General features: G+C 37.8%; 27 protein-coding genes. 21 read left to right on the top strand and 6 right to left on the bottom strand.

The window, feature by feature from the left end:
* Positions 1-21: 21 nt before the first annotated feature.
* From V7124_RS17330 to V7124_RS17315, 4 genes are all read left to right on the top strand, one after another.
* On the top strand, positions 22-864 hold the full coding sequence (locus tag V7124_RS17330; RefSeq protein ID WP_335491458.1) for a CheR family methyltransferase: 843 nt from the start codon (positions 22-24) through the stop codon (positions 862-864).
* 191 nt (positions 865-1,055) lie between these two features.
* Positions 1,056-1,307, top strand: a complete 252-nt coding sequence (locus V7124_RS17325; RefSeq protein ID WP_335491451.1) for an aspartyl-phosphate phosphatase Spo0E family protein — start codon at positions 1,056-1,058, stop codon at positions 1,305-1,307.
* Positions 1,270-3,378, top strand: a complete 2,109-nt coding sequence (locus V7124_RS17320) for an EAL domain-containing protein (RefSeq protein ID WP_335491448.1) — start codon at positions 1,270-1,272, stop codon at positions 3,376-3,378. The genes V7124_RS17325 and V7124_RS17320 overlap by 38 nt, the downstream gene beginning before the upstream one ends.
* 4 nt (positions 3,379-3,382) lie before the next feature.
* Positions 3,383-3,847: a PAS domain-containing protein gene (locus tag V7124_RS17315; RefSeq protein ID WP_335491446.1), complete on the top strand. Its 465-nt coding sequence runs from the start codon at positions 3,383-3,385 to the stop codon at positions 3,845-3,847.
* A gap of 27 nt (positions 3,848-3,874) precedes the next feature.
* On the opposite strand, the gene V7124_RS17310 is transcribed toward V7124_RS17315, so the two are convergent.
* On the bottom strand, positions 3,875-4,462 hold the full coding sequence (locus V7124_RS17310; protein ID WP_335491440.1) for a YdcF family protein: 588 nt from the start codon (positions 4,460-4,462) through the stop codon (positions 3,875-3,877).
* A gap of 280 nt (positions 4,463-4,742) precedes the next feature.
* Between V7124_RS17310 and argC the strand changes: the two genes are divergently transcribed.
* The 9 genes from argC (at position 4,743) to argH (ending at position 17,068) form a co-directional block, all read left to right on the top strand.
* Positions 4,743-5,780, top strand: coding sequence for an N-acetyl-gamma-glutamyl-phosphate reductase (argC, locus tag V7124_RS17305; protein ID WP_335491438.1), 1,038 nt, complete (start codon positions 4,743-4,745; stop codon positions 5,778-5,780).
* A gap of 46 nt (positions 5,781-5,826) precedes the next feature.
* Positions 5,827-7,056, top strand: a complete 1,230-nt coding sequence (gene argJ / locus V7124_RS17300; RefSeq protein WP_335491433.1) for a bifunctional ornithine acetyltransferase/N-acetylglutamate synthase — start codon at positions 5,827-5,829, stop codon at positions 7,054-7,056.
* A 14-nt stretch (positions 7,057-7,070) separates the two neighbouring features.
* Positions 7,071-7,865 carry an acetylglutamate kinase gene (argB, locus tag V7124_RS17295; RefSeq protein ID WP_335491430.1) on the top strand — a complete coding sequence of 265 codons (795 nt, stop codon included), beginning with the start codon at positions 7,071-7,073 and terminating at the stop codon, positions 7,863-7,865.
* The gene (locus V7124_RS17290) at positions 7,865-9,052 is read left to right on the top strand and encodes an acetylornithine transaminase (protein WP_335491427.1); all 1,188 of its coding nucleotides are present in this window, start codon (positions 7,865-7,867) and stop codon (positions 9,050-9,052) included. The genes argB and V7124_RS17290 overlap by 1 nt, the downstream gene beginning before the upstream one ends.
* Before the next feature lie 19 nt (positions 9,053-9,071).
* Positions 9,072-10,148, top strand: coding sequence for a carbamoyl phosphate synthase small subunit (locus tag V7124_RS17285; RefSeq protein ID WP_335491573.1), 1,077 nt, complete (start codon positions 9,072-9,074; stop codon positions 10,146-10,148).
* On the top strand, positions 10,135-13,371 hold the full coding sequence (carB, locus tag V7124_RS17280; RefSeq protein WP_335491424.1) for a carbamoyl-phosphate synthase (glutamine-hydrolyzing) large subunit: 3,237 nt from the start codon (positions 10,135-10,137) through the stop codon (positions 13,369-13,371). The genes V7124_RS17285 and carB overlap by 14 nt, the downstream gene beginning before the upstream one ends.
* Positions 13,355-14,335, top strand: coding sequence for an ornithine carbamoyltransferase (argF, locus tag V7124_RS17275; protein WP_335413352.1), 981 nt, complete (start codon positions 13,355-13,357; stop codon positions 14,333-14,335). Before carB ends, argF begins: the two co-directional genes overlap by 17 nt.
* 76 nt (positions 14,336-14,411) lie before the next feature.
* The gene (locus V7124_RS17270) at positions 14,412-15,623 is read left to right on the top strand and encodes an argininosuccinate synthase (RefSeq protein ID WP_335413354.1); all 1,212 of its coding nucleotides are present in this window, start codon (positions 14,412-14,414) and stop codon (positions 15,621-15,623) included.
* Positions 15,624-15,691: 68 nt separating this feature from the next.
* Positions 15,692-17,068: an argininosuccinate lyase gene (argH, locus tag V7124_RS17265; protein ID WP_335491420.1), complete on the top strand. Its 1,377-nt coding sequence runs from the start codon at positions 15,692-15,694 to the stop codon at positions 17,066-17,068.
* Positions 17,069-17,776: 708 nt separating this feature from the next.
* On the opposite strand, the gene V7124_RS17260 is transcribed toward argH, so the two are convergent.
* Entirely contained in the window at positions 17,777-17,965 is a 189-nt protein-coding gene (locus V7124_RS17260; RefSeq protein WP_090760423.1) for a YfhD family protein, read from the bottom strand.
* A gap of 157 nt (positions 17,966-18,122) precedes the next feature.
* The gene (locus V7124_RS17255; RefSeq protein ID WP_335491416.1) at positions 18,123-18,257 is read right to left on the bottom strand and encodes a YfhE family protein; all 135 of its coding nucleotides are present in this window, start codon (positions 18,255-18,257) and stop codon (positions 18,123-18,125) included.
* A gap of 146 nt (positions 18,258-18,403) precedes the next feature.
* Here V7124_RS17255 and recX point away from each other — a divergent pair, with 146 nt between their 5' ends.
* Positions 18,404-19,243, top strand: a complete 840-nt coding sequence (gene recX, locus V7124_RS17250) for a recombination regulator RecX (protein ID WP_335491414.1) — start codon at positions 18,404-18,406, stop codon at positions 19,241-19,243.
* Positions 19,221-19,544 (top strand): YfhH family protein, encoded by a 324-nt coding sequence (locus tag V7124_RS17245; protein ID WP_335413367.1) that lies wholly within the window; start codon positions 19,221-19,223, stop codon positions 19,542-19,544. Before recX ends, V7124_RS17245 begins: the two co-directional genes overlap by 23 nt.
* A 43-nt stretch (positions 19,545-19,587) precedes the next feature.
* On the opposite strand, the gene V7124_RS17240 is transcribed toward V7124_RS17245, so the two are convergent.
* Positions 19,588-19,761 (bottom strand): small, acid-soluble spore protein K, encoded by a 174-nt coding sequence (locus V7124_RS17240; RefSeq protein ID WP_335413391.1) that lies wholly within the window; start codon positions 19,759-19,761, stop codon positions 19,588-19,590.
* Between the two features lie 140 nt (positions 19,762-19,901).
* Between V7124_RS17240 and V7124_RS17235 the strand changes: the two genes are divergently transcribed.
* Positions 19,902-20,153 carry a YfhJ family protein gene (locus tag V7124_RS17235; protein WP_335413369.1) on the top strand — a complete coding sequence of 84 codons (252 nt, stop codon included), beginning with the start codon at positions 19,902-19,904 and terminating at the stop codon, positions 20,151-20,153.
* Positions 20,154-20,184: 31 nt separating this feature from the next.
* Here the strand turns inward: V7124_RS17235 and V7124_RS17230 are convergent, their stop codons facing one another.
* Positions 20,185-21,168, bottom strand: coding sequence for a metal-dependent hydrolase (locus V7124_RS17230; protein ID WP_335491409.1), 984 nt, complete (start codon positions 21,166-21,168; stop codon positions 20,185-20,187).
* A gap of 162 nt (positions 21,169-21,330) precedes the next feature.
* Here V7124_RS17230 and mutY point away from each other — a divergent pair, with 162 nt between their 5' ends.
* Positions 21,331-22,431: an A/G-specific adenine glycosylase gene (gene mutY / locus V7124_RS17225; protein WP_335413373.1), complete on the top strand. Its 1,101-nt coding sequence runs from the start codon at positions 21,331-21,333 to the stop codon at positions 22,429-22,431.
* 27 nt (positions 22,432-22,458) lie between these two features.
* Here mutY and V7124_RS17220 read toward each other — a convergent pair whose 3' ends face one another.
* A complete protein-coding gene (locus V7124_RS17220; protein WP_335413375.1) occupies positions 22,459-22,683 on the bottom strand; it encodes a hypothetical protein in 225 nt (74 codons plus the stop codon).
* Between the two features lie 108 nt (positions 22,684-22,791).
* Between V7124_RS17220 and fabL the strand changes: the two genes are divergently transcribed.
* The 4 genes from fabL (at position 22,792) to ntdP (ending at position 25,060) form a co-directional block, all read left to right on the top strand.
* Positions 22,792-23,541 (top strand): enoyl-[acyl-carrier-protein] reductase FabL, encoded by a 750-nt coding sequence (gene fabL / locus V7124_RS17215; protein WP_335491405.1) that lies wholly within the window; start codon positions 22,792-22,794, stop codon positions 23,539-23,541.
* Positions 23,542-23,616: 75 nt separating this feature from the next.
* Positions 23,617-23,925, top strand: coding sequence for a gamma-type small acid-soluble spore protein (locus V7124_RS17210; protein WP_335413379.1), 309 nt, complete (start codon positions 23,617-23,619; stop codon positions 23,923-23,925).
* 151 nt (positions 23,926-24,076) lie between these two features.
* Positions 24,077-24,334 carry a YgaB family protein gene (locus V7124_RS17205; protein WP_335413380.1) on the top strand — a complete coding sequence of 86 codons (258 nt, stop codon included), beginning with the start codon at positions 24,077-24,079 and terminating at the stop codon, positions 24,332-24,334.
* 195 nt (positions 24,335-24,529) lie between these two features.
* Positions 24,530-25,060 (top strand): nucleoside tri-diphosphate phosphatase, encoded by a 531-nt coding sequence (gene ntdP / locus V7124_RS17200; RefSeq protein ID WP_045520047.1) that lies wholly within the window; start codon positions 24,530-24,532, stop codon positions 25,058-25,060.
* The last annotated feature ends 75 nt before the right edge of the window (positions 25,061-25,135 follow it).

Below are 25,135 nucleotides of genomic sequence, written 5' to 3'. Positions count from 1 at the left end.
GTCTAGAGATAGAGGGACAAAATGAATAAATATCAAGAAGGCTCTAATGAAAGTCTTGAAAAGCTAGAAATTGAATTATTATTACAAGGATTATATACTTGGTGCGGATATGATTTTAGAAATTATGCTTATAATTCAATTAGAAGGAGGATCTGGCATAGGGTTCATGCAGAAAAGTTACCTAGTATTACTGGACTATTAGATAAGGTTCTGCATGATTCTTCCTGTTTACAGAGATTAATCGCAGATTTCTCGATTACTGTTACGGAAATGTTTCGAGATCCATTGTTTTTTTTGAGATTTAGAGAAAAGGTGATACCGCTATTACGTACCTATCCTTCCATCAGAATCTGGCATGCTGGCTGTTCCACTGGTGAAGAAGTTTATTCGATGGCAATGCTTCTTCATGAGGAGGGACTATATGAAAAGACAAAAATTTATGCCACTGATATTAATCCAGATGTACTAAAAACGGCAAAAGCAGGACTTTTTCCAATAGAAAATATGAAAAAGAATACGATTAATTATATTAATGCTGGCGGTATGAATGCATTCTCAGATTACTACCAAGTTACTAAAAGTAGAGTAAAATTTCATTCGTATCTTACACAAAATGTTGTCTTTGCTCAGCATAATTTAGTTACAGATCATTCTTTCAATGAATTCCATGTTATCCTCTGCAGGAATGTGCTTATTTACTTCAATAAAGAATTACAAGAAAAGGTGCATAATCTTTTTTATGAAAGCTTGGGAATGTTCGGTGTTTTAGGTCTTGGAGATAAAGAAACGATCACCTTTATTGAGAAGGCAGGCTGCTATGAAGCTATAAGTAAAACACAGAAATTATATAAAAAAATTAAATAGCATTCCTTTGTTTCTATAAATGGCCAGCTTGGCCTATTTTTTTTGTCTAATAACCGATTTTTATATAGGAATGTCTTCCTGATTTCATTGATTTAAAAAATGGGGAAGGATAGGTGATTTATTATATCGTTATCTTACTACATACTGAATGCAAGATATAACATTAGAAAAGTAAAAAACGGAGGGTGATTATGGACCACACATCATCTTTGCTAGTAAGTATGGCGATCCAAATAAAAATGAAAAGAAATGAACTGCTAGGACTATTCGAGAAAAACGGTTTAAAAGATAGCAAGGTATTGAAATGCAGTCAGGAACTGGATTTATTAATATATCAAGTACAGTTAATACAAAGGGAAATAAATTTATTAGCTAGTCAAAGTTATGGGGAATGGGGAATGAGTAGTGGCAGTGTTGAACATGGCAAAGAGTCTATCTGTTAAACCAGATAATCCAAACTTCTTTTCAATAATCGATCATCATCCAGATACAATTTTTGCTATGGATATCAGTGGGAATATTTTGAGTTGTAATAATAATGTTGAAGGTATTCTGGGGTACACCTCTAGTGAAATCCATGGTCCTTTTCATAGATTAGTCAAAAAAGACAATCTGAATAAGGTAATAAACCATTTTGAAATGGCTGTTTCTGGAGTAGTACAAAATTATTCATGTATTACCATCCACAAAGACGGATATTTTGTTGACTTACAGATTACAAATATTCCAATGTTTTCAAATGGTGAAATAATAGGAGTTTATGGTATTGCAAAAGATATTACTACTATAAAAATTACTGAAACGCGTCTAAAGGAAAACGAAAAACAAAACCAACAGATTTATAATAGTTTAGATGTTGGAGTTTGGTCCTTGGATATCAGGCTACATAAAATATTATATGTATCAAAAGCCATCGAAGCCATATCAGGCATAAACCCCGAGGATTTTAAAAAGGGTTTTCATAATTGGAGAGAAATTATCCATCCAGCGGATATCGCAGAGTTTAAGAAAAACCAAATTGAACTTAGAAAGGGAATACCTTGTCAATATCAATACCGAATCATTGATATAAAGGGAAATGTCAAATGGGTTGAAGCAAGGACTTTCCCAGTCCTAAACTCTGAAGGGGAATTGGTACGACTAGATGGATTAATTACTGACATAAGTAAAAAGAAACTAGAAGATGAAAAAATAAATTTTTTTGCTTATCATGATTATTTAACTGGTTTGCCAAACAGAAGGAAGTTTGAAGGAGAACTTAAAAAAATAATTACTACAAAACAAGCGGCAGGAGAAAAGTTCGCTTTGCTATACTTAGACTTGGATCGCTTTAAGTTTGTAAATGATACGTTAGGACATTCGGTGGGGGACGAGCTTCTTAAAGCAGTTTCAAATAGATTGGGCAACCATCTTAAACCACAAGACCATTTAGCAAGAATTGGCGGAGATGAATTTGCTATCATTGTAAACCAACTTAATGATGCTAATGAACCCATCAACATTGCCTCAAACATCATAACAGAAATAGAAAAACATTTTAAGATTAATGAGTATGACCTACATATTACAACCAGTATAGGAATTGGAATCTACCCACAAGATGGTCAAACTGTATCTGATTTATTAGCCAATGCAGATGTGGCACTTTACCGTGCAAAATCAATGGGGAAGAACAATTTACAAGTATACAGCCCAACTATGAATATTGAGTCCTATAAGCAATTTGTATTGGAAAATGATCTGCGCAGTGCCGCTTTTGATAAGGAGTTCATCCTTCATTATCAACCTAAGGTGGATCCGAAGACACGACAAACCATAGGGGCAGAAGCTCTTATTCGTTGGAATCATCCAGAATGGGGAATGCTTAGCCCTTCTGAATTTATACCGTTAGCTGAAGAAACAAATATAATATTTGAAATAGGGGATTGGGTTTTATCTTCAGTCTGCAAGCAGATTAATCAGTGGAAAATAGAGGGACAACCAATTGTTCCTGTGTCGATTAATATTAGTGCTAAGCGCTTCTTAAAGGATGACCTTGTAATAAAATTATTAAAGATTCTTGATGAAACGAACCTAGAACCCAAATGGTTAGAATTTGAAATCACGGAGACATCTATCATTCAAAATGAGGAAAAGTCTTTGGCAATGATAAAGTTATTGAAAAAAATCGGGATTACTATTTCTCTGGATGACTTCGGTACAGGCTATTCTTCGATAAGTTATTTGAAAAAATTCAAAGTAGATTACTTGAAAATTGATCGGTCATTTATTAATGGCATCCATTCCTGTATAGATGACGAAGCCATTGTAAAATCAATTCTTCATTTAGCACATGATTTAAAAATGAAGGTAGTAGCAGAGGGAGTAGAAACAGAAGAACAGCTCGCATTTTTATTACAACATCAATGTGATGTTATTCAAGGATATTTGTTTAGTAAGCCATTGGAGAGGTCAGAATTTATGGCACATCTCTCAAATAATCAAATACTTACAGATGATTATGAAAGGATTTAGTTTAATGATTGAAAAGTTCAATTTAGAAATGTTAAATAGACTCGATCTGTTTTTTCAGTTGTTTAATAATATGACTGATTTAGTATTCTTGGCAAAAGTAAATAGTGATAAATCCTTTAGTTATGTTTTATTAAATAAACCAGCTAAAGACATTTATGGATTAACAAATGAATCCTTTGGAAAACCGATAAAGGAAGTTCTTCCAGAAAATTCCTACAGAATTATCAAGAGCAAGTACCAAGAGGCAATAGAAAAGAGAAAGCCTATCATCTATGAAGATATGATTAACGTTTCAACTCCACCTCAAAACATTAATAATAGTAAAGAGTTAATTTACTGGGAATCAACGATAACTCCTGTATTCAATCAGGATGGTGAATGCACCCATTTATTATCCATTGTTCGTCATCTAACGGAGCGAAGGCAGAAGGAAAAAGGAAGAAATATTTATCCTATCTATAATGACTAAGAACCCGGCTACTGTAGTAAGCCGGGTTTATTTTTGAAAAAGTTTAACAAGATAATATTTGGTTATAGCAAGATATTCCCGGCTGTATGATTTGGGAATGGCAACGACTGGAGTTTTAGCAGGAAGACCTTCTAAATTTAATCCTTGATCTCGCGCAATAGACTTGGCGCGATAAAGGTGAAAATCATTTGTTACGAGTAATCCAGTATGGAGATTTTTAGGAATGAGTTTTTTTGAATACTTGATATTCTCAACCGTATCAGTTGATTTATCTTCTAAAAGTATCCTTGACTCATGGATTCCGTGTTGAACTAACCCTCTTTTAATTGATTCCGCTTCACTAATATCCTCGCCTGCACCTTGTCCTCCAGAAGCAATCGCAATCGTCTGCTGATTATTTTTCATATACAAGGCTGCCGCATCTATCCGATATTGTAGTGCCAACGAAGGAACTTCCCCTTTAACCCGTGCTCCAAGAATAATGATATAGTCAGCAGGATTTGACGCTTCCATTTCGCTATGTTCTCTTATCTTCGTATGTAAGATAGCAAAGTAAATAAGGACAATGAGTATGAACAACCCTAAACCGATAAAAAAAGTTTTCCGTGTTTTCATAGCTTCCCAACCAATCTTAATAGGTAATAACACCCTTTTATTCTACCATGGTTTTCCATTCCAATAGAGTTTTTTGTACGTTCACGGTTAAATCCCCTGCTTTTTTATGCAATTTTCTGCATGTTTTTTGTATAATCATACAAAGGCATTTGTAAGCGTTTACAAATAATTCCTTAATAAAATTTAATAAAAACTGAAAATTAGGCAATTTTTATGTTGAATAATTATTACATCGTATGTATAATAATTCATTATAAAGAAATCGCAGGAGATGAAATGTATGAGAGCAGCGATTATTGGCGGAACTGGGTATGGAGCTATCGAGTTAATAAGACTAATAAACAAGCACCCGCATTTGGAAGTTGGATCGGTTATTTCCAACTCTCAAGCTGGTAACGACTTCAGTGAATCCTACCCACATCTCACCAACATTGTTAACCAGACACTTGAAAATTTTGATCCTGAAATGATTAGGAAACAAAATGATATAGCATTTCTTGCCACACCGTCAGGAGTCAGCAGCAAAATGGTTCCACAGCTGCTACAAACCGGTATAAAAGTAATCGATCTTTCCGGGGACTTCCGGCTAAGGTCGCAAACTGAATACGAAACATGGTATAAGCATCCAGCACCTGAAGAGAAATATTTGAGCAAGGCAGTGTATGGATTGAGTGAGATTTACGAAGAAGAAATCAAAGGTGCGTCCCTAATTGCCAATCCGGGATGCTACCCAACAGCGACCACCCTTTGTTTGATACCTATTTTGAAAGCAAATCTTGCTGATAAAAAAAGCATTATCATTGATGCAAAATCAGGAGTATCCGGTGCAGGCAGAGGACTTTCATTAACATCGCATTATGCAGAAATAAATGAAAACCTTAAGGCCTATAAACTAGGAGCACATCAACATATTCCAGAAATTGAGCAAGTACTTAAAGATGAGACTGGTAGTTTAATAACCATTTCGTTTACAACACACTTAGTTCCGATGAATAGAGGAATTATGACTACAGCATATGTAAATTTAACAGGAAAGATTTCAACGAGTGAAGTAAATGAATTATATAACGAATTTTACAAAAATCATCCTTTTGTAAGGATTAGGCCAGAAGGTACCTACCCAGCAACAAAAGAAGTGCAAGGGAGCAATTACTGTGATATTGGCTTACATGTTGATCCGCGTACCAATCGACTTACCGTCATTTCAGTAATCGACAATTTAGTTAAAGGTGCAGCAGGGCAAGCCATCCAGAATGCGAATTTAATGAACAATTGGGATGTCAGGACGGGTCTAGAGAGCATACCAATGTATCCATGATAATAACTTTCGAGATAAATAGTTTAGTAACAAGGGGGAAATTAAATTGACGTCAGCCATATCAAATAAAGAAATCATTGTACTAGAAGAAGGAAGTGTTACCCTGCCAAAAGGCTATACAGCAGGTGGCATGCATAGCGGGATTAAAAAGAAGCGTCTTGATCTAGGGTATATCGTGTCCGAAGTTCCGGCAACAGTTGCTGGCGTTTATACAACGAATATTTTTCAAGCAGCACCACTTTTACTTACTCAGGAGAGTATAGCAAAAGAAAATAAAATCCAGGCTATCATCGTCAATTCAGGAAATGCCAACGCCTGCACAGGGGAGCAGGGATTGTTAGACGCTATTGAAATGCAAAAAGGATTTGCAAATGAATTAGGTATCCAGGATCACTTGGTTGCCGTTACATCCACTGGTGTTATTGGTGAACCTATGCCAATGGATAAAATATCAGCTGGGATTAAACAAATCCTCAATCCGGAATATCAAGACGAGCAAAATTTCAAAAAAGCAATTTTAACAACTGACACTTGCATTAAGCAAGTTGCCGTTCAAATAAAAATTGACGGAAAAACAATAAGCATTGGCGGTGCGGCGAAAGGCTCAGGGATGATTCACCCTAACATGGCAACCATGCTTGGATTTATTACTTCAGACGCTAATATTGCGCATGAAGATTTGCAAACAGTCCTAAAAGACATTACGAATCAAACGTTTAATATGATTACCGTTGATGGTGATACAAGTACAAACGATATGGTTCTCGTCCTCGCAAATGGGTTAGCCGGAAATGACCAGTTAACAAAAGACCATCCAGATTGGGATCTATTCAAATCAGGCTTAAAACTAGTAAGTGAAGAGCTTGCTAAAAAAATTGCCAGAGATGGTGAAGGTGCCACGAAGCTTGTTGAAGTTCACGTAAACGGAGCTTACAGTCATGAAGCAGCAAGAGCTGTTGGAAAATCCATTATCTCTTCAAATCTTGTGAAAACAGCAATCTATGGAACGGATCCGAACTGGGGAAGAATCGTCACAGCAATCGGATATTCAGGAATACCAGTTGAGCCGAATGCACTAGTAGTAGCAATTGGTCCATACAAAGTATTTGAAAATGGCTTACCTTGTCCGATTGTAGAAGAAGAAGTAAAAGAGTATTTAGAAATGGAAACCGTAAAAATTCTTGTTGAACTCAATCAAGGTAAAGATAGTGCAACAGCTTGGGGCTGCGACTTAACATACGATTATGTAAAAATCAACGCATCCTACCGTACGTAAGTGGAGGGACAATAATGAAATATATAGTCATTAAGTGTGGCGGAAGTGTGTTAGAAAATCTGCCAAGGTCGTTTTATGAAGATGTCATTTCCCTCCATCAAAAAAGTGAGTGGACACCGATTATTGTCCATGGTGGCGGACCTCTAATAAATAAATTATTAAAAAGCTTAAATGTTGAAACCACGTTTGTAAATGGATTAAGAGTAACCAATCATGAAGTGTTAGATGTGGTAGAAATGGTTTTAAGCGGAACTGTGAATAAACAAGTTGTAAGGAACATCATTGAAGCAGGCGGAAGCTCATTAGGTGTTAGTGGAGTAGATGGAAGTTTGTTAAAAGCCATCCCGACCTTAGAAGAAAGTTTAGGCTTTGTAGGAGAAGTTGTTGAAGTAAATACTTCAGTGATTGAAAGTATTGTAAACCAAGGACATATACCTGTTGTTTCACCAGTTGGAATTGGTGCAGATGGTCAAAGATTTAATATAAATGGAGATGTTGCCGCAAGCGCTGTTGCCAAGGCACTCGGAGCAAACCTTTGCTTTATCAGCGACATCCCAGGTATCTTAGTTGAAAAAAACGGTGAAAAATCAAAACTAGATAAAGTTACGAAAAAAACGGTTGAAGAACTAATTGAGAATAAAACGATCTATGGCGGGATGATTCCAAAGGTACGGGCTGCCATTGATGGTCTCGTACACAAAATACCTGAAGTAGGTATCATCGACGGTTTTACGAAAAATAGTCTACTAGATTACGTGAATGGCAAAAATAGTGGTACAAAAATTGTTTTGGATGAGGAGATAGCCTAATGACCATGAATACTTCCGTCTCCCCAATCTCGCCTGTAATGGCAACCTACAGCCGATTTCCTATTACGCTTGTTAAAGGGAAAGGAAGCTATGTATGGGATGATAAAGGGGAAAAATTTTTAGATTTTACTTCTGGAATTGCTACTTGTAACTTGGGTCATGTTCCTGATGCCGTAAAAGATAAAGTTGAAGAACAATTACAGAACCTTTGGCACTGTTCAAACCTATATAACATTCCAAATCAGCAGCAGCTGGCAGCACTGCTGACAGCCAAAAGTTGTGGAGATCAAGTCTTCTTCTGCAATAGCGGAGCGGAAGCCAATGAGGCAGCCATTAAGCTGGCGAGAAGATACGCACAGAAGGTGAAAGGAACTGAATCCTTCGAAGTGATTACCTTTCAGCAATCCTTTCATGGCAGAACATTGGCAACATTATCTGCAACAGGGCAAGAAAAAATCCAACAGGGGTTTGCACCATTAGTGAAAGGCTTTAGTTATCTGCCATTTAATGATATCGAAGCACTTGATCAATTAAAAACGCTTCAGCCAGCCGCCATTTTACTGGAACTCGTCCAAGGTGAAGGTGGTGTCATTCCAGCAAATCCGGAATGGGTAAAGAAAATTGCAGAAATCTGCGAAGAAAAAGATATCCTGTTAATGGTTGATGAAATTCAAACAGGAATCGGCAGAACCGGTACACTGTTTGCTTACGAACAATACGGTATTGAGCCGGATGTTATCAGTGTGGCAAAAGGTCTTGGCTCAGGCTTTCCGATTGGTGCAATCATTGCAAAGGAGAACGCGGCGAAAGCATTCGAACCAGGAAGCCACGGAAGTACTTTTGGCGGAAATCCATTAGCAACTGCTGCTGGAGTTGCAACGATTTCCCATATCATTGAAAGCAATTTGTTAGGACATGTTAATGAAATTTCAGTGTACTTAGATGAACGGTTAACAAAGTTTAAACAAAAGTACACTTTTATAGAAGAAATTAGAGGAAAAGGTCTCCTAAAAGGGATCGTTGTCAGAGATAAGGCTCCTCAAATAGTTCAAAAGGCAATTGAAAATCAACTGTTGATTTTAACAGCGGGGCCAAATGTTGTTAGACTGCTTCCACCATTAACAGTAACGAAAGAAGAAATAAACGAATTTATACAAAAGTTGGAAAAGGCTTTCCAAAGTATATAGTGAAAGGCGCGTGAGTGTTTTGGAAATTGGATATCTTACTTTGGAAACCGGTGAAGTTTTTGAAGGAGTTCTAATAGGTGCAAACAAGGATTCAATCGGAGAAGTTGTATTTAATACAAGTATGACTGGCTATCAGGAGATCATCACAGATCCTTCTTATGCAGGGCAACTCATTACTTTCTGCTACCCAATAATCGGAAACTATGGAATAAATGCGATGGACGATGAATGCATTTCCCCTTCCTTAGCAGGAGTAGTGATTGGTGATTTATGTGAAACACCAAGCCATTACCAATCGATTAATAAATTTTCTGAAAAACTAATGCAGGCAGGCGTTCCAGGAATTGCCGGTGTCGACACAAGATTACTTGTTAAAACGATTCGAAGCCGCGGAACGGTAAAAGGATATTTAAGTAAATCTAAACAAGAAACTTTTGATGAAAACAAAACCATACCATTTTGGGTAGAGAAAGTTTCGACCGAAAAAATACAATATTTCAATAACGAAGGACCACACGTTGTCCTTATCGATTTTGGATACAAAAAATCGATACTAAATGCGTTGCTCGATGAAAATTGTTCAGTAACCATCGTCCCATTTAGTACCTCTTTTGAAGAAATTAAAGCCTTAAAGCCAGACGGTGTGTTATTAAGTAACGGCCCTGGAGATCCGATGGCACTGAAACCATGGTTTCCAGAAATCAAAAAGATTACCCAGCACTATCCAACTCTAGGTATCTGCCTAGGTCATCAGTTAATTGCTCTAGCTTATGGAGCAAAAACCGAAAAACTTGCCTACGGACATCGAGGAGGCAATCATCCAGTAAAAGAATTAGCAACGGGTAAGGTTAAAATTACAGCACAAAATCATGGTTATGTTGTTGTGGACGACAGTATTGATGCCCAGGTTTTCCAAATCACATACCGTAACGTTAATGACAAATCCGTTGAAGGGTTAAAGCACAGACGCTTTCCAATTCAAACCGTTCAATTCCACCCGGAAGCACACCCAGGACCAAGTGACACCCAATACATTCTAGAAGAATTTGTTTATCAGATAAATTCCGTGGGAGATAAACGTTATGCCATTAAATAAAACTCTAAAAAAAGTATTAGTCATTGGTTCAGGTCCGATTGTAATCGGGCAGGCAGCCGAATTTGATTATGCGGGAACACAAGCCTGTATCGCTCTTAAAGAAGAGGGAATACAGGTGGTTTTAATCAATAGCAACCCAGCAACGATTATGACGGACGAAAGTGTTGCCGATAAAGTATATATCGAACCATTAAACGTTGAAACCATTGAAAAAATAATCCAAAAAGAACAGCCTGATGGAGTTATTGGTACTTTAGGTGGTCAAACTGGTTTAAATTTAACAGTTGAACTCTATGAAAAAGGTATTCTTCAAAAATACAATGTAGCGCTATTAGGCACTTCTGTAGAATCGATAAAAAATGGCGAGGACCGTGATCGGTTCCGCAGTTTAATGATAGAAATTGATGAACCAATCCCGGAATCAGCGATTATTCATACCTTTGAAGAGGGTGTAGCGTTCGTCAACGAAATAGGTTTTCCTGTTATTATCCGACCAGCATATACACTTGGCGGACATGGCGGCGGCTTTGCCCATACTGTTGAAGAACTTGAAAATGTCTTGAAAAAGGGTTTAGCAGCAAGTCCTATTCATCAGGTTCTTGTTGAAAGAAGCATTAAAGGCTGGAAAGAAATTGAGTATGAAGTTATAAGGGATGCCAATGATACATGTATCATTGTTTGCAATATGGAAAATATGGACCCTGTTGGCGTTCATACAGGTGATTCGATTGTTGTCGCTCCATCGCAAACATTGACAGATGTTCAATACCAAATGCTGCGAAATTCTTCTTTAAAAGTCATAAGAGAATTAGAGATTATTGGCGGTTGTAACATCCAGTTTGCTCTTAATCCAGAATCCAACCAATATTGCATAATTGAAGTAAATCCAAGGGTAAGTCGTTCATCCGCATTAGCGTCAAAGGCTACCGGTTATCCGATTGCTAGGACGGCAGCTAAATGTGCGGTTGGTTATCATTTGGATGAGATTGTGAACCCTATAACAGGTAACACCTTTGCATCCTTTGAACCAGCGATTGATTATATAGTGGTTAAGCTTCCACGCTTTCCATTTGATAAATTTCCTGAAGCAGATCGGACGTTAGGTACACAAATGAAAGCAACGGGAGAAGTAATGGCGATTGACCGTACTTTTGAAGGTGCACTAAATAAAGCCATCCGCTCAATGGAATTAAATATCTATGGACTGTGTTTAGAATCAAACAAAAATATCGATACTGATGTCTTATTTGAAAAATTGGAAAGACCAAATGACCAAAGACTATTTATGATTGCAGAAGCATTTAGAAGAGGCATTTCTCTTGAAAAAATTAAACAATTGACGGAAATTGATTCATGGTTTTTATACAAGATTAGCTCCATCGTTTTTTTAGAAGTAGAATTGGCTTCTTATGGATGGAATGATGTACCACTTTCTTTGTTAAAGACAGCGAAGCGTCACAATATTTCCGATAGATTGCTTTCGCAAATATATAGCATTAATGAAAAGCAAGTAAGAAGTAAATGGAAAGAACTTAACTGGAAACCAGGATTCAAGATGGTAGATACCTGTTCAGCAGAATTTGACGCCGTCACCCCTTATTACTATTCAACCTGGCTTGGAGCAGATGAGGTAGAGGTGACAGGCACCAAGAAAATTCTCGTACTAGGCTCTGGTCCCATCCGAATTGGTCAAGGAATTGAATTTGATTACTGCTCAGTGCATGCAGCCAAAGCAATTAAGAAGATGGGTTATGAGGCTGTTGTCATCAATAATAATCCTGAAACGGTTAGCACGGATTATTCTGTGGCAGACCGCCTTTATTTTGAACCGCTGACGGCGGAAGATGTTCTTACCGTTATTGAAAAAGAGAATGTTGAAGGTGTGTTAATTCAGTTTGGTGGTCAAACTGCGATTAATTTAGCACATGATTTAGAAGAAGAGGGCGTAAAGATTCTAGGTACAACAGTTGAAAATGTCGACCGCTTTGAGGATCGAGAAGAATTTTATCAACTGCTTGAAGATTTAAACATCCCACACATCGTAGGAAAGACCGTAAATCATAAAGATGAATTGTTTGAAGCAGCAGCAAAACTTGGATATCCAGTGCTAGTTCGTCCATCCTACGTAATTGGCGGACAATCGATGTTTACTATTTTTTCAGAGGAAGAGCTAAACTATTATATCCAGCAGCTTGAGGAAAACAACTCGCAGGAAAAAATGTGGCCATTATTAGTGGATCGATTTATGCCAGGTCTTGAATGTGAGGTTGATGTAATCAGTGATGGGAAAAATATAGTTGTTCCGGGTATCTTTGAGCATATCGAAAGAGCAGGAGTCCATTCTGGAGACAGTATTAGCGTTTTTCCACCAATTTCTTTAGCAAAAGAGATAAGGGAAACACTAATTGATTATGCCAAAAAAATTGCTCAATCTGCACCTATTGTAGGAATTATGAATATCCAATTTGTCATTTACCAGGACCAAGTCCTTGTCTTAGAAGTAAATCCACGTTCATCACGTACAGTTCCCATCATGAGTAAGGTAACTGGTATTCCGATGATTGAGTGGGCAGTAATGGTTCAGTTGGGAGTATCCTTGGATGCGCTATCTGATGAAAAAGGGTTATTAGCAGAGCCTAATTATTATTCTGTTAAAGCACCAGTATTTTCAAGAAGCAAGCTAAAGGGTGTTGACCATGTACTAGGACCTGAAATGAAATCTACTGGTGAAGTATTAGGTTTAGGAGCAACTTTTCATGAAGCACTAGAAAAGGCGTTACCAACCACAGGTGGAGAAACTGAGAACTATCTTTTCTGCTCCATATCCGATCGTGAAAAACAAGCCAGCCTGCCGATACTAAAGCAATTTGTGAATAAAAATTATAAATTAGCTGCAACGGAAGGAACGGCGCGTTTCCTACAGGAAAATGGGCTTCCTGTTGAAAAAATTGTTAAGGATAACACAGATGTTAGTGGACTTTTCCAAAACAATTCGATTAATGCCGTCATCAATATACCAAACCAAGGGCGAAATAAAATTAAATTTGGTTTTTATATTCGTGAACAAGCAACTCGCTATAATATACCTGTTTTTACCCATCTAGATACGGTTGAGGCGATAATTGGACTTCAGGCTCAATCTATAACGCATTCAGAAGTACGGACTGTAACGGAATATTATCATATCGAAGAAAGCGGTGTGCAACATGTCAAATGTGATTAAATGGAACAACACAAAGGGTGTGTCACAGCAGCCACAATTTAAGGGCAAGGATTTCTTAACCTTGTCCGATTTCCATACAGATGAGATTCTTTATCTTTTAGAGGAAGCAAAAGAACTGAAAAGCCTTCAAAAACAAGGAAAACCACATCCTTATTTGAGCGGAAAGGTTCTAGGGATGATTTTTGAGAAAGCTTCTACACGTACTAGGGTTTCCTTTGAGGTAGGGATGCTCCAATTAGGGGGACATGCGATTTTCTTAAGTTCAAAGGACATCCAGATTGGCAGAGGAGAAAGTATATCGGATACGGCAAAAGTTTTATCACGTTATATTGATTGCATGATGATTAGGACGTTTTCGCACAACACGGTTGAAGAACTGGCGGAGCATGCAACAGTACCGGTAATTAACGGTTTAACTGACCTACATCATCCGACACAAGTCATGGCGGACTTATTAACCATACAAGAACATAAAGGCAAACTGGCTGGACTAAAGATGTGCTATTTAGGAGACGGGAACAATAATATGGCTCATTCCTTAATGGAAGGTGCAGCAAAGGTTGGAATGCATATCAATATTGCCAGCCCGCCTGGATATTTACCAGATGGAAAAATCACTGAGAAGTCGATTGAAGCCGGCAAATTAACAGGCAGCAATATTACGATAACACATAATCCGATTGAAGCAATTAAAGATGCCGATATTGTGGTCACAGATGTTTGGACTAGTATGGGTCAAGAGGCAGAAACGGAAAAAAGATTAAACGATCTAGCAGACTATCAAGTAAATGCAGAAATTTGTCAGCATGCAAAAAGTGACTATATCTTTTTACACTGTTTACCAGCACACCGTGGGGAAGAGGTAACAGCAGAAATTATTGATGGGCCACATTCGGTAGTGTTTGATGAAGCAGAGAACCGACTTCATGCTCAAAAAGCAATTTTAAAACTTTTGCTAGAATAGTAGATTTTTCTGAAATTTATTGTATAATAATTCTATTGGTTGAATATTAATTCATGTAAATGCGAGGAGAATATAAATGGCTAAGGAAAAAATTGTTTTAGCGTATTCAGGCGGATTAGATACATCGGTTTCAGTTAAATGGATTCAAGAGAAATATGGCTATGATGTTATTGCTCTAGGTCTAGATGTTGGTGAAGGTAAAGACCTTGAAGCCATTAAACAAAAGGCATTAAATGTAGGTGCTATTAAAGCATACATGATTGATGCGAAAGAATTGTTAGCAAAAGAATATATTTTACCAGCGTTAAAGGCGAATTGTTTATATGAAGGAAAATACCCTCTTTCTTCCGCACTTTCCCGACCGTTAATTTCAAAGTTATTGGTCGAAGTGGCTGAAAAAGAAGGTGCTGCAGCTGTTGCTCATGGCTGTACAGGAAAAGGAAATGACCAGGTTCGTTTCGAAGTTTCCATTCAAGCGTTAAACCCGAGTTTAAAGGTGGTTGCTCCTGTTCGTGAATGGGGCATGACACGTGATGAAGAAATTCAGTATGCTGCGGATAACGGTATTCCAATTCCAGTAGATTTAGACAATCCATTCTCGATTGATGCGAATATCTGGGGACGTGCTTGTGAGGCTGGTGTCTTAGAAGATCCATGGGCAGAGGCGCCTGAAGCGGCTTTTGACTGGACAGCACCAATTGAATTAACTCCCGACCAAGCGGAATATCTGGAAATTGAATTTGAGCAAGGTGTTCCAGTTGCCTTAAATGGTGAGAAACTGCCATTGGTACAACTGATTGAAACCTTGAACGAACTAGGCGGAAAGCATGGCGTTGGTCGTATCGATCATATTGAAAATCGTCTAGTTGGAATTAAATCCAGAGAAGTTTATGAAAATCCTGCTGCTTTAATCTTAATTAATGCTCATAAGGAATTAGAATTCTTAACACACACACGTGAAGTGACTCAGTTTAAAACGCAAGTTGAACAGCAAATGGCTAAAATTATTTATGAAGGACTTTGGTATTCTCCAATAAAACCTGCTCTCGATGCTTTTATTGATGAAACGCAAAAGGTAGTTAATGGTACTATTCGAGTGAAACTCCATAAAGGAAACCATACAGTTGTGGGTCGTAAGTCGCCAAACAGCCTTTATAATGAAGAATTGGCAACTTATTCAAAAGGTGATGCCTTCGATCATAATGCAGCTGTTGGCTTTATCAAACTATGGGGACTGCCAACAAAGGTATATTCTGAGGTAAATAATAAAGAAACGATATTGAAATAATCGGGTGCCCTCGAAACCATTTTCGAGGGCAAACTTGTTAGACTTGTTAGATTTGAGGAGGGACCACAATGTCCAAATTATGGGGCGGGCGTTTTACAAAAGAAACGAATAAATTAGTGGAAGAATTTACAGCTTCTATTTCCTTTGATCAAAAACTTGCAAAAGAGGATATTGCCGGCAGTCTGGCACATGTTCAAATGCTCGGGGAATGCGGCATTATTCCAACGGCGGATGCGGAAAAAATAAAAGCTGGACTCCTTGAAATAAAGAGTCTAGTTGACCAAGATGAGGTCGAATTTTTAGTAGAAGACGAAGATATTCATATGAATATAGAAAAGCTTTTAATAGAAAAAATTGGACCTGTTGGCGGCAAACTTCATACCGGCCGTAGTCGAAATGATCAAGTTGCAACCGATATGCATTTGTACTTAAGAACAAAGACAACGGAATTAATTAAATTGCTTGAGGATGTTCAAGAGTCACTACTTGTGCAGGCAAAAGAGAATGTAAACACACTAATCCCTGGATATACTCATCTTCAGCGTGCTCAACCGGTTTCATTCGCTCATCATCTGATGGCTTATTTCTGGATGTTTGAACGAGATAAAGAGAGACTGATTGATAGTTTAAAGCGTGTGAATTGGCTGCCACTGGGTTCTGGTGCCTTAGCAGGGACAACCTTTCCTATCAATCGTGAACGCGTTGCTGAAATTTTAGGCTTTGAAACGATATATCCAAACTCTATGGATGCAGTTAGTGACCGGGATTTTATATTAGAATTCCTCTCAATTGGTTCGATTATTATGACCCATATCTCGAGATTATCTGAGGAGTTTGTGATTTGGTCAAGTCAGGAGTTTCAATTTGTGGAGCTTGATGATTCTTTTTGTACGGGATCGAGCATTATGCCGCAAAAGAAAAACCCTGATGTTCCTGAACTATTAAGGGGAAAGACTGGGCGTACTTATGGTAACTTGATTGGATTGCTGACGGTTCTTAAGGGGTTGCCGCTGGCTTACAATAAAGATCTTCAAGAGGATAAAGAGGGAATGTTTGATACCGTAGAGACGCTTGAAGGGTCCCTGTTGTTATTAGCACCTATGATTGAAACGATGACGGTAAATAAAGATATTATGCGAAAAGCGATTAATAATGATTTCTCTAATGCTACCGACATTGCTGACTATTTGGTGAGAAAAGGCTTGCCATTCAGGGAAGCACATGAAGTCATCGGAAAAATTGTTTTATATGCCATTCAGCAGGGGAAATTCCTGCTTGATTTGAGCTTTGGAGAATATCAAGAGTTTAGTTCATTATTTGAAGAGGATATTTATAAAGTTTTAGCACCTGGGCACGTTGTGGCTGTTCGAAATAGCTTCGGAGGAACAGCACCGGAACAGGTGGAAAAGCAAATTAAGCTTGCTGAAGGAAAACTAGGTAATTAAGTGAAAACCACCGAATGGTGGTTTTTGTTTTGTCCTTTGTCAGGGATCTTGCGGTCATCATCAAGCCGATGATGACCAAAACTTATTAAAAAAATCATGGAAATGGTCATCATAACGCCGATGATGACCAAAACTCATGAAAAAAATCATGGGAATAGTCATCATAACGTCGATGATGACCAAAACTCATGAAAAAAACATAAAATTGGTCATCATTGGAGCGATCCCTATTATCTCTATAAACGTTTCTAACATAGTCAACTTAATAAGTTCACATACTATTCATATTTCTAATATTAATATGTTAAAAAACTGTGAAAGTCATTGTTAAGGGCTTAGAGGCCGGGTATAGTAAAGGTGTAAGGAGATAGTGATACTATTCACAATCACCTAGCGTTTTACCGGGTCCTATGCCGTTATCATTGGCATAATCTCTCTATAGGACTCGATGATTTAATCATTTTTTCCCCCTCTAAATTTTAAAAGAAGCAGGAAATCCCTGCTTCTCTTTTTTTACAAAAAATATGTTTTTGAACTTAGGTTACTGTCCAGCTCCAGCACCCTAGCGGCTAGTGTCCCTCGCTCTCCGCCCTACGATAAGTCAACATCGAATCGCCTACGGCTCTTCGTGTTTCCTTTATCTCAGTTGGAGTGCCCCAGGCCATACGCCGCTGACCAGGGTGCTTCCGCATTTCTAATTAAAAAGGGCTATTTTCTTCGTTTATTTGTAACGCGCTGGTTGGCTGCATTTGCGCGTGCCATTGCCTCAAGATCTGCATGATCAGCAAATTCTGCTGAATACTCCACATCATTTCCATCAGATTTCATGTTCTTAGGTACCTGTGGAAGTGATCCTTTGTTCTTATCACGAGTTTTATGTCCTTGAGCACGACCCATTACAAAAACCCCTTTCAAAGTTAGCATTTAGGAACGTAAATAGGTTCCCTTACTTAGGCTTTCCTATTTGAAAGTGTTCATGAATGGAAAAACCTTCAACTTGTCTAGCTTCAATCACCATCGGCAGTCGTCGATAAGCAGGCGACTTCTTATTCAGTTATAAACGGGTTTTCTTGTCGTGAAAGCCGCCGGCACGGTCTGCCATTTTAAATTCGCGCTGATAGGATACTTCCTGCATACTTGTTAGTGGATATTTCCCTCTATCCTTATCTTTTTTCTTTTTTTCAGCCATATTGTTCATTCCTTTCAACATTGTATTTGTTAATTGTTACGAAGCTTATGGAAAAAATTAAGCACATTTTCCATTTTTGCCTTTTCGGTGTGGAATGATACTAACGTTTTAAAAAATTGTGGTAAAGTAATGTTGAGGTGAAAACGATGACTGTTATTACAAAAATCACCACTCAACAAAAAAATCAGGACCGCTTTAATATTTTTATGGACTATGGTAAAGGTGAAGAATATGCCTTTAGTGTCGATAGTGATGTGTTGATTAGATTTCAATTAAAAAAAGGTATGGAGATTGATGAGTTTTCGATATTGGAAATTCAATTACAAGATGACATACGCAAGGCATATAATCAGGCCATTAATTATTTGGCGAGAAGAATGAGGTCCGAAAAAGAAATTAGGGAGTATCTTGCAAAAAAGGAAGTAGAAGAACCTATTGTTAATGAGGTTCTGCATAAGTTGGCTGCCCAAAAATATATTAATGATGAGGAATTTGCCTTTTCTTATATAAGGACACAAAAGAATACTACCGATAAAGGTCCAGATTTAATTCGGATGGAATTAAGGGAAAAAGGTATAACCGAGGGCATAATTAAAGTTGTAATTAGGGAATATCCATTAGAGGAGCAAGTTGAAAAAGCAATTAAGGTATCAGAAAAGCTGATGAAGAAGAGTTCGAAGGAGTCGCAAAGAATTGCTAAGCAAAAGGCGGAGCAATTACTGTTAAGAAAAGGGTACCCTTTTGATGTTATTCATTTGGCTTTAAATGAAGCGGATATAGAAAAAGAAGAAGACGAAGAAATGGAAGCGATTAGGTATCAGGGTGAAAAAGCTCAGAAGAAGTATAGTAAATACAGTGGTTTTGAGTATGTCCAAAAAGTGAAAGTAGCTTTATACCGAAAAGGATTTTCAATGGATTTAATTGAGAAATATTTAGAAGAAAGTAAAAATGGGGGTGGAAAAAATGCAACAGGAGAAACGATATAGTACAATGTCAGAGCATGAATTGAAGCATGAAATTGCTCTGCTTTTGGAAAAAGGTAGAAAAGCCGAGCAAATGGGAATGGTTAGTGAGTATGCGGTACTAGAAAGAAAGGCAGCAATGGCCCGAGCTTATTTATTGGATCCTACTGCTTTTAAACCTGGTGAGATTTATGAACTTGAGGGTGACCCTGGTGAATATTTTAAAATCGATTACATGAATGGTGTTTTTGCTTGGGGGTATCGTTTAAAGGGTGATGGTCATGAGGAAGCACTGCCTATATCCATGTTAAAAGTGTTAAAGTAAGAAACAAACCAGAGGAAATCTCTGGTTTATCTCTTTACAATTTTTAAAAATATTCAGGGGTATCATTTTCACGCTGACCAGAAGCACGCATCCGCTCTTGGGGATGTGTGTTAATGGTGCCGTCCGCTCGTCTTGAAGCGTATTCCGCTTTGGCTCTAGGCTCTCCCTCTAACTTGTTGTTATTTTGGTTCGGGAAATTTCTTGCTTTATTTCTCACCATGTTGGTACCTCCATCTAAAGGGAATGAGAAACACCGTGAAAAGCAAAGTGTCGTCACACCAGTGCTTACCACGTGATAATAGTATTTGAATATATGGTTCAGGTTATGTTAAAAGAAATTGGCAAAGAGGTGAGTGTATGAACGATTATCATCAACGATTATCGAAATTATTATTAGAAAAAAATGAACAGCTTTCACCCAATCAGGCACTAACATGGGTGGAGTTAATGTGGGAGGATTTTGAAACTAGCTCTGCGAAGGCAGGGAGGGATTACCTCGGCAGTGAAATGACGGAAAGAATTGTTAGGCAGTGGATCGAAAACTACGGGGATAGGCTTCACGACTTTGTAACGAAGAATCCAAAATACAAACACTTCCTAAATCAATAAAAAAAAGCGATGACAAAGTTCATCGCTTTTCTTAATCAGCTGGTAAAATACTTAGTTTTTTCCGTAATTTCTTTTCACTGAAGACCCAGCCGGTATATGAACTGACTGGATTTAACTCTAAATCTAATTGAACTACGGCCACAAACGGATAGTGACCATTGCTTCGATACCTCAAATCAATAAACCGAACCTCGTAGTATTCATCGTATTCATCTAATTCCCAACGATAAACAGGGGAAAAGGATAGAAAAGCAGCTAGGTTTTTATCCTTCTTTGCAGCTTCAAGAACGGGTGTCTTTGGAACCGGTATTCGCTTGAAACAATCTAAAATCTCGACATTGTTTCCTAATGCCTTTCCAACAAAAAACTCATCTTCATTCATGGCAGCAATTCTCCATTGATGAAACTTCATGGTTGGAGCAATAATGATATCTGTAGCATCAGGAATTATTTTTAAAACTTCAGCCCTTACTTTTCCCTGGACATGAAAGCGAAGGAGGTAATATCCAATTAATACTACAAACATCGTTAAAAAAGTATAACCAGGATCTGCGCCAAATACCCAAATAAGAATTGCTACTATGTGTATTCCAAAAATAATAGGGTCAAAGGTATTAATAACCCCAAGTGCGACCCATTTAGATGTAAAGGGTCTCAGAGCTTGTGTACCATAAGCGTTAAAAATATCCACAAATACATGGATGAAAACCGCAGCAAATGTCCATCCCCATAGGTGTAAAAGATTTGCCTCAGGAAAAAAAGGATAAATGACTGCTAAAAGGATAAGCGGCCATAAAAATATAGCTGGTATCGAATGGGTGACACCCCGATGATTCCGAATATAGATAGCATTATTTCTTAACTTTAAAACGGTATCTATGTCGGGTATTTGTGAGCCAATAATTGTAGCTATTAATACACTGGTTGCTGTTACAGAGCTCCCAGCCACCACAGGGTCTAGAGTTGCCAGACCACCTAAAGCAATTCCCATTACAACGTGAGTTCCAGTATCCAAAAGGAAAATTCCCCCTTTATTAATATAAGCTTGGTACCTGTCGAAAGAACCTCAGCTTTCTTTATTCCTTGTCAAAATGAACAAATTGGCTTATCGTTAAAAAATACTTATTATTATATTCCCTTTTTTTGTTTAGTTTAACAGGCTGGAGGAACTTTTTAAATGGTAAATGAGTTGAAAAATATAGAAAAGATCTCAATTGAAAATTTTCAAGATGATTTAATCTCCTGGTTTAAAGCCGAACAACGGGAGTTGCCATGGAGAAAAGACCAGGATCCATATAAGGTTTGGGTTTCAGAAATCATGCTCCAACAAACAAGAGTAGATACGGTTATTCCTTATTTTAATCGTTTTATTGAATGGTTTCCAACTATTAATGATCTAGCGAATGCAAATGATGAGAAAGTACTAAAAGCTTGGGAAGGACTAGGTTATTATTCTCGAGTGAGAAATTTACATTCAGCAGTTAAAGAAGTAAATGAGAAATACAATGGAAAAGTTCCGAATACACCAAAAGAAATTTCAACCCTAAAGGGAGTTGGTCCGTACACGGCGGGTGCCATTTTAAGTATTGCTTATGGAGTACCTGAACCGGCTGTGGATGGCAACGTAATGAGGGTACTTTCAAGAATTCTGTCGATTTGGGAGGATATTGCAAAGCCGTCCACAAGAAAGGTATTTGAAATCGCTGTTAGACAGCTTATCTCACATGATGAGCCTTCGGAATTTAATCAGGCATTAATGGAACTCGGAGCTCTTATTTGTACACCAACATCCCCTTCTTGTTTGCTCTGTCCGGTTCGAGATCATTGCCAAGGCTTTCATGAGGGGGTAGAGAAGGACCTTCCTGTTAAATCGAAAAAGAATTCACAAAGAGCAGTGGACTTGGCTGCAGTTATTATTAAGGATAACAGTGGAAGATTTTTAATTCATAAGCGGCCCGAAAACGGCTTACTCGCAAATTTATGGGAATTTCCGAATGTCGAGATGCATCAACCTTTTGTACTAGAGCGTACTCAAATAGCCGACCTTTTCCACGAATCATTTGATTTGGAGATTAAACTAGAAAAGGGTATTGGTCAAATCGAGCACATTTTTTCCCATTTGATTTGGAATATTCGCGTATATACTGGCACAATTCGTTCAGCTATTCAGGAAAGTGGTGAATGGAAATTTGTCACATTAGCTGAAATGGATGAGTATGCCTTTCCTGTTTCTTATCATAAAATCATAAAGCTCTATCATGACTACAATAAAAAATGAACGCCAGGTGTTGGCGTTCTTTTTCCATCAGTCATATCCAATATGCGTACCATGAGTATAATCCGCTTCTTGACGCTTCAATCCGCCTCTATTTTCTATCTCTTCGATGATTTCCTGATGTATAGTTACACCTTCACTATTTAAATAAGGAGCTATTTGTTGGAGTGAGTGATGGAAAAACGCCAACTCGCTGTTTTCCCATTCCGATTTAGCAACCATTGATAGTTCTGTCATATCACGACCTACATACATTTGCTTCTTCCTCTCTGATTTAATAGCTATAGGTTTTGTAATCAATTGTCTTCTATTCACGAAAAGGCTAAAATGAAAAGAATACTAAAATTGAAGGGGATACAATTTATGACACAAAAAGTAGCATTAATAACCGGAAGCAGCAGGGGAATAGGAAAGGCCACAGCCTTACGACTAGCACAAGAAGGATATGACATTGTCATCAACTATGCTAGAAGTAAAAGTTCTGCACTCCAGGTAGCTGAAGAAATTGAAGCTTTGGGAAGAAAAGTATTAATTGTAAAGGCAAATGTTGGTGATGTAAGTAAAATTAGGGCTATGTTTCAACAAATAGATGAAGAATTCGGCAGACTAGATATTTTTGTTAATAATGCAGCCTCAGGAGTTCAACGTCCTATTATGGAGTTAGAAGAAAATCATTGGGATTGGACGTTAAATATTAACAGTAAAGCATTGTTATTCTGTGCTCAAGAAGCAGCAAAATTAATGGAGAAAATTGGCGGCGGAAAGATAGTCAGTATTAGTTCTCTTGGATCCATCCGTTATTTAGAGAATTACACGGTTGTAGGGGTTTCCAAAGCTGCGCTTGAGGCGTTAACAAGGTATTTAGCAGTTGAATTAGCATCGAAGAATATTGTCGTCAATGCTGTCTCTGGTGGAGCTGTTGATACAGAGGCCTTAGCGCATTTTCCAAATCGAGAGGAACTTCTTCAGGAAGCAAAGAGGAAAACTCCAGCAGGGCGAATGGTGGAAATTGATGATATGGTAAATTGTATCATGTTCCTTTTATCTGAAGAATCTAACATGATCAGAGGGCAAACAATTATTGTTGATGGTGGGATTTCGTTGCTAGTGTAAATGAAATTTTTTGCAAAAATTTTTGGATAGTCTCCACTTCACATGGGTATCTTAATTTTTGTGGAGGTGATTACAATGGCAAAGTTCAATCAACAACCAAACAAAACTCAAGCTGGAACTAACATCCAAGAAGTTAGACAGCAAAATGCTCAATCTCAAGGCGGTGCAGGTGCGTCTGGCCAATTCGGAACTGAATTCGCTAGCCAAACAGATGCTGCTGAAGTGAGAAGACAAAATCAGCAATCTCAAAGCGGTCAAGGTTCTGCTGGTCAATTTGGACAAGAATTCGCTAGCCAAACAGATGCTGCAGAAGTGAGAAAGCAAAATCAACAATCCCAAGCCAATAAAGGCCAAGGAAACTCTGGCCAATTTGGTCAAAGCTAATAAGTCGTAACCAGAAGGCGCTCCGATTCGAAAGGGCGTCTTCTTTCTGTTCATTCGACAAAACTTCTATTCAGTCTACATAAGTAGTCAAAGGATAAATCATTCAGCTAAAGAATACATATTAGGAAGAAAATAAAAGGCGGTGTGGTAAATGGATCATTTTAACCGTTTAGTATCAGAGCAGATGATGACAATGGAAAAATTACTATACCTTCAAGGTGAACTTGAACGTTGTCAAGAAATCGAAGAACAACTACAGACCTTACAAAAGGAAACCGAACTAGAAAGTGTCCAATTTGATATCAATCAAATGAAAAAAGAATTAAAAGAGATTCAGGATGTATTTGAAAGACAAACAGAAGAAGTCATTCAATCCTATCGTGAAACTGATTTAGAGCCTTCAATTTAAGAAGAAAATCGAAAATTGATTGAAAAATATGCATTTTTTTCTTAAGAGTCATTGAAATCAATGGCTCTTTTGTTTTAAATTCTGTATTCAACCGTTATAATAATAAGAAACAGTAAATGAACTTTGTTGCCATTTGTCGTTTAATTGCAAGAGGATCGGTTACAAAGCGTTTAGAAATGAAAGAAGGGGAGAATCATGGGCGTACCCATCGAAGGTGAACCAATACAAATACACAGTTATAAACACAATGGGCACATCCATCGCGTCTGGGAGGAAACGACCGTTTTAAAGGGATCGCAAAATCTGGTGATTGGTGGGAATGATCGCACAATTGTAACGGAATCAGATGGAAGAACATGGATTACAAGGGAACCAGCTATTTGTTATTTTCATTCACAGTATTGGTTTAATATTATTGGGATGATTCGAGAAGATGGTATTTATTATTATTGTAATCTAAGCTCACCATTTATCTTTGATGGTGAAGCTGTTAAATATATTGACTATGACCTTGATATTAAGGTATTTCCTGATATGACGTTTAATTTGTTAGATGAAGATGAGTATGAACGCCACCGTCGCGAGATGAAGTATCCAGAAGTGATTGATCAAATTCTAAAGAGAAACGTGGATAAGCTCATTCATTGGATACGGCAGCGAAAAGGACCTTTTGCACCAGACTTTATTGATATTTGGTATGAGCGGTATTTAACTTACAGGCGTTGATGGAAAATGTTTAGCACCACGGAAAGATGATGAAGGCACCTACAACCTATATAGTGGTTGCCTTCATCATCTTTC

It is taken from the genome of Neobacillus niacini (assembly GCF_036961885.1).
GTDB classification, from domain to species: domain Bacteria; phylum Bacillota; class Bacilli; order Bacillales; family Cytobacillaceae; genus Neobacillus; species Neobacillus niacini_H.
Note: the sequence above shows the minus strand (reverse complement) of the source record. Positions and strands in the feature narration are given on the sequence as shown.

Excerpts from the sequence above, each read along its gene's own strand:
- fabL (WP_335491405.1), top strand. The coding sequence starts at position 22,792 with ATGACACAAAAAGTAGCATTAATAACCGGAAGCAGCAGGGGAATAGGA.
- argC (WP_335491438.1), top strand. The coding sequence starts at position 4,743 with ATGAGAGCAGCGATTATTGGCGGAACTGGGTATGGAGCTATCGAGTTA.
- V7124_RS17245 (WP_335413367.1), top strand. The coding sequence starts at position 19,221 with ATGCAACAGGAGAAACGATATAGTACAATGTCAGAGCATGAATTGAAG.
- V7124_RS17255 (WP_335491416.1), bottom strand. The coding sequence starts at position 18,257 with ATGGCTGAAAAAAAGAAAAAAGATAAGGATAGAGGGAAATATCCACTA.
- argH (WP_335491420.1), top strand. The coding sequence starts at position 15,692 with ATGTCCAAATTATGGGGCGGGCGTTTTACAAAAGAAACGAATAAATTA.
- recX (WP_335491414.1), top strand. The coding sequence starts at position 18,404 with ATGACTGTTATTACAAAAATCACCACTCAACAAAAAAATCAGGACCGC.
- carB (WP_335491424.1), top strand. The coding sequence starts at position 10,135 with ATGCCATTAAATAAAACTCTAAAAAAAGTATTAGTCATTGGTTCAGGT.
- V7124_RS17270 (WP_335413354.1), top strand. The coding sequence starts at position 14,412 with ATGGCTAAGGAAAAAATTGTTTTAGCGTATTCAGGCGGATTAGATACA.
- V7124_RS17310 (WP_335491440.1), bottom strand. The coding sequence starts at position 4,462 with ATGAAAACACGGAAAACTTTTTTTATCGGTTTAGGGTTGTTCATACTC.
- V7124_RS17315 (WP_335491446.1), top strand. The coding sequence starts at position 3,383 with ATGATTGAAAAGTTCAATTTAGAAATGTTAAATAGACTCGATCTGTTT.
- mutY (WP_335413373.1), top strand. The coding sequence starts at position 21,331 with ATGGTAAATGAGTTGAAAAATATAGAAAAGATCTCAATTGAAAATTTT.
- V7124_RS17235 (WP_335413369.1), top strand. The coding sequence starts at position 19,902 with ATGAACGATTATCATCAACGATTATCGAAATTATTATTAGAAAAAAAT.
- V7124_RS17330 (WP_335491458.1), top strand. The coding sequence starts at position 22 with ATGAATAAATATCAAGAAGGCTCTAATGAAAGTCTTGAAAAGCTAGAA.
- argB (WP_335491430.1), top strand. The coding sequence starts at position 7,071 with ATGAAATATATAGTCATTAAGTGTGGCGGAAGTGTGTTAGAAAATCTG.
- V7124_RS17210 (WP_335413379.1), top strand. The coding sequence starts at position 23,617 with ATGGCAAAGTTCAATCAACAACCAAACAAAACTCAAGCTGGAACTAAC.
- ntdP (WP_045520047.1), top strand. The coding sequence starts at position 24,530 with ATGGGCGTACCCATCGAAGGTGAACCAATACAAATACACAGTTATAAA.
- V7124_RS17325 (WP_335491451.1), top strand. The coding sequence starts at position 1,056 with ATGGACCACACATCATCTTTGCTAGTAAGTATGGCGATCCAAATAAAA.
- V7124_RS17290 (WP_335491427.1), top strand. The coding sequence starts at position 7,865 with ATGACCATGAATACTTCCGTCTCCCCAATCTCGCCTGTAATGGCAACC.
- argF (WP_335413352.1), top strand. The coding sequence starts at position 13,355 with ATGTCAAATGTGATTAAATGGAACAACACAAAGGGTGTGTCACAGCAG.
- V7124_RS17220 (WP_335413375.1), bottom strand. The coding sequence starts at position 22,683 with ATGTATGTAGGTCGTGATATGACAGAACTATCAATGGTTGCTAAATCG.
- V7124_RS17205 (WP_335413380.1), top strand. The coding sequence starts at position 24,077 with ATGGATCATTTTAACCGTTTAGTATCAGAGCAGATGATGACAATGGAA.
- V7124_RS17260 (WP_090760423.1), bottom strand. The coding sequence starts at position 17,965 with ATGGGTCGTGCTCAAGGACATAAAACTCGTGATAAGAACAAAGGATCA.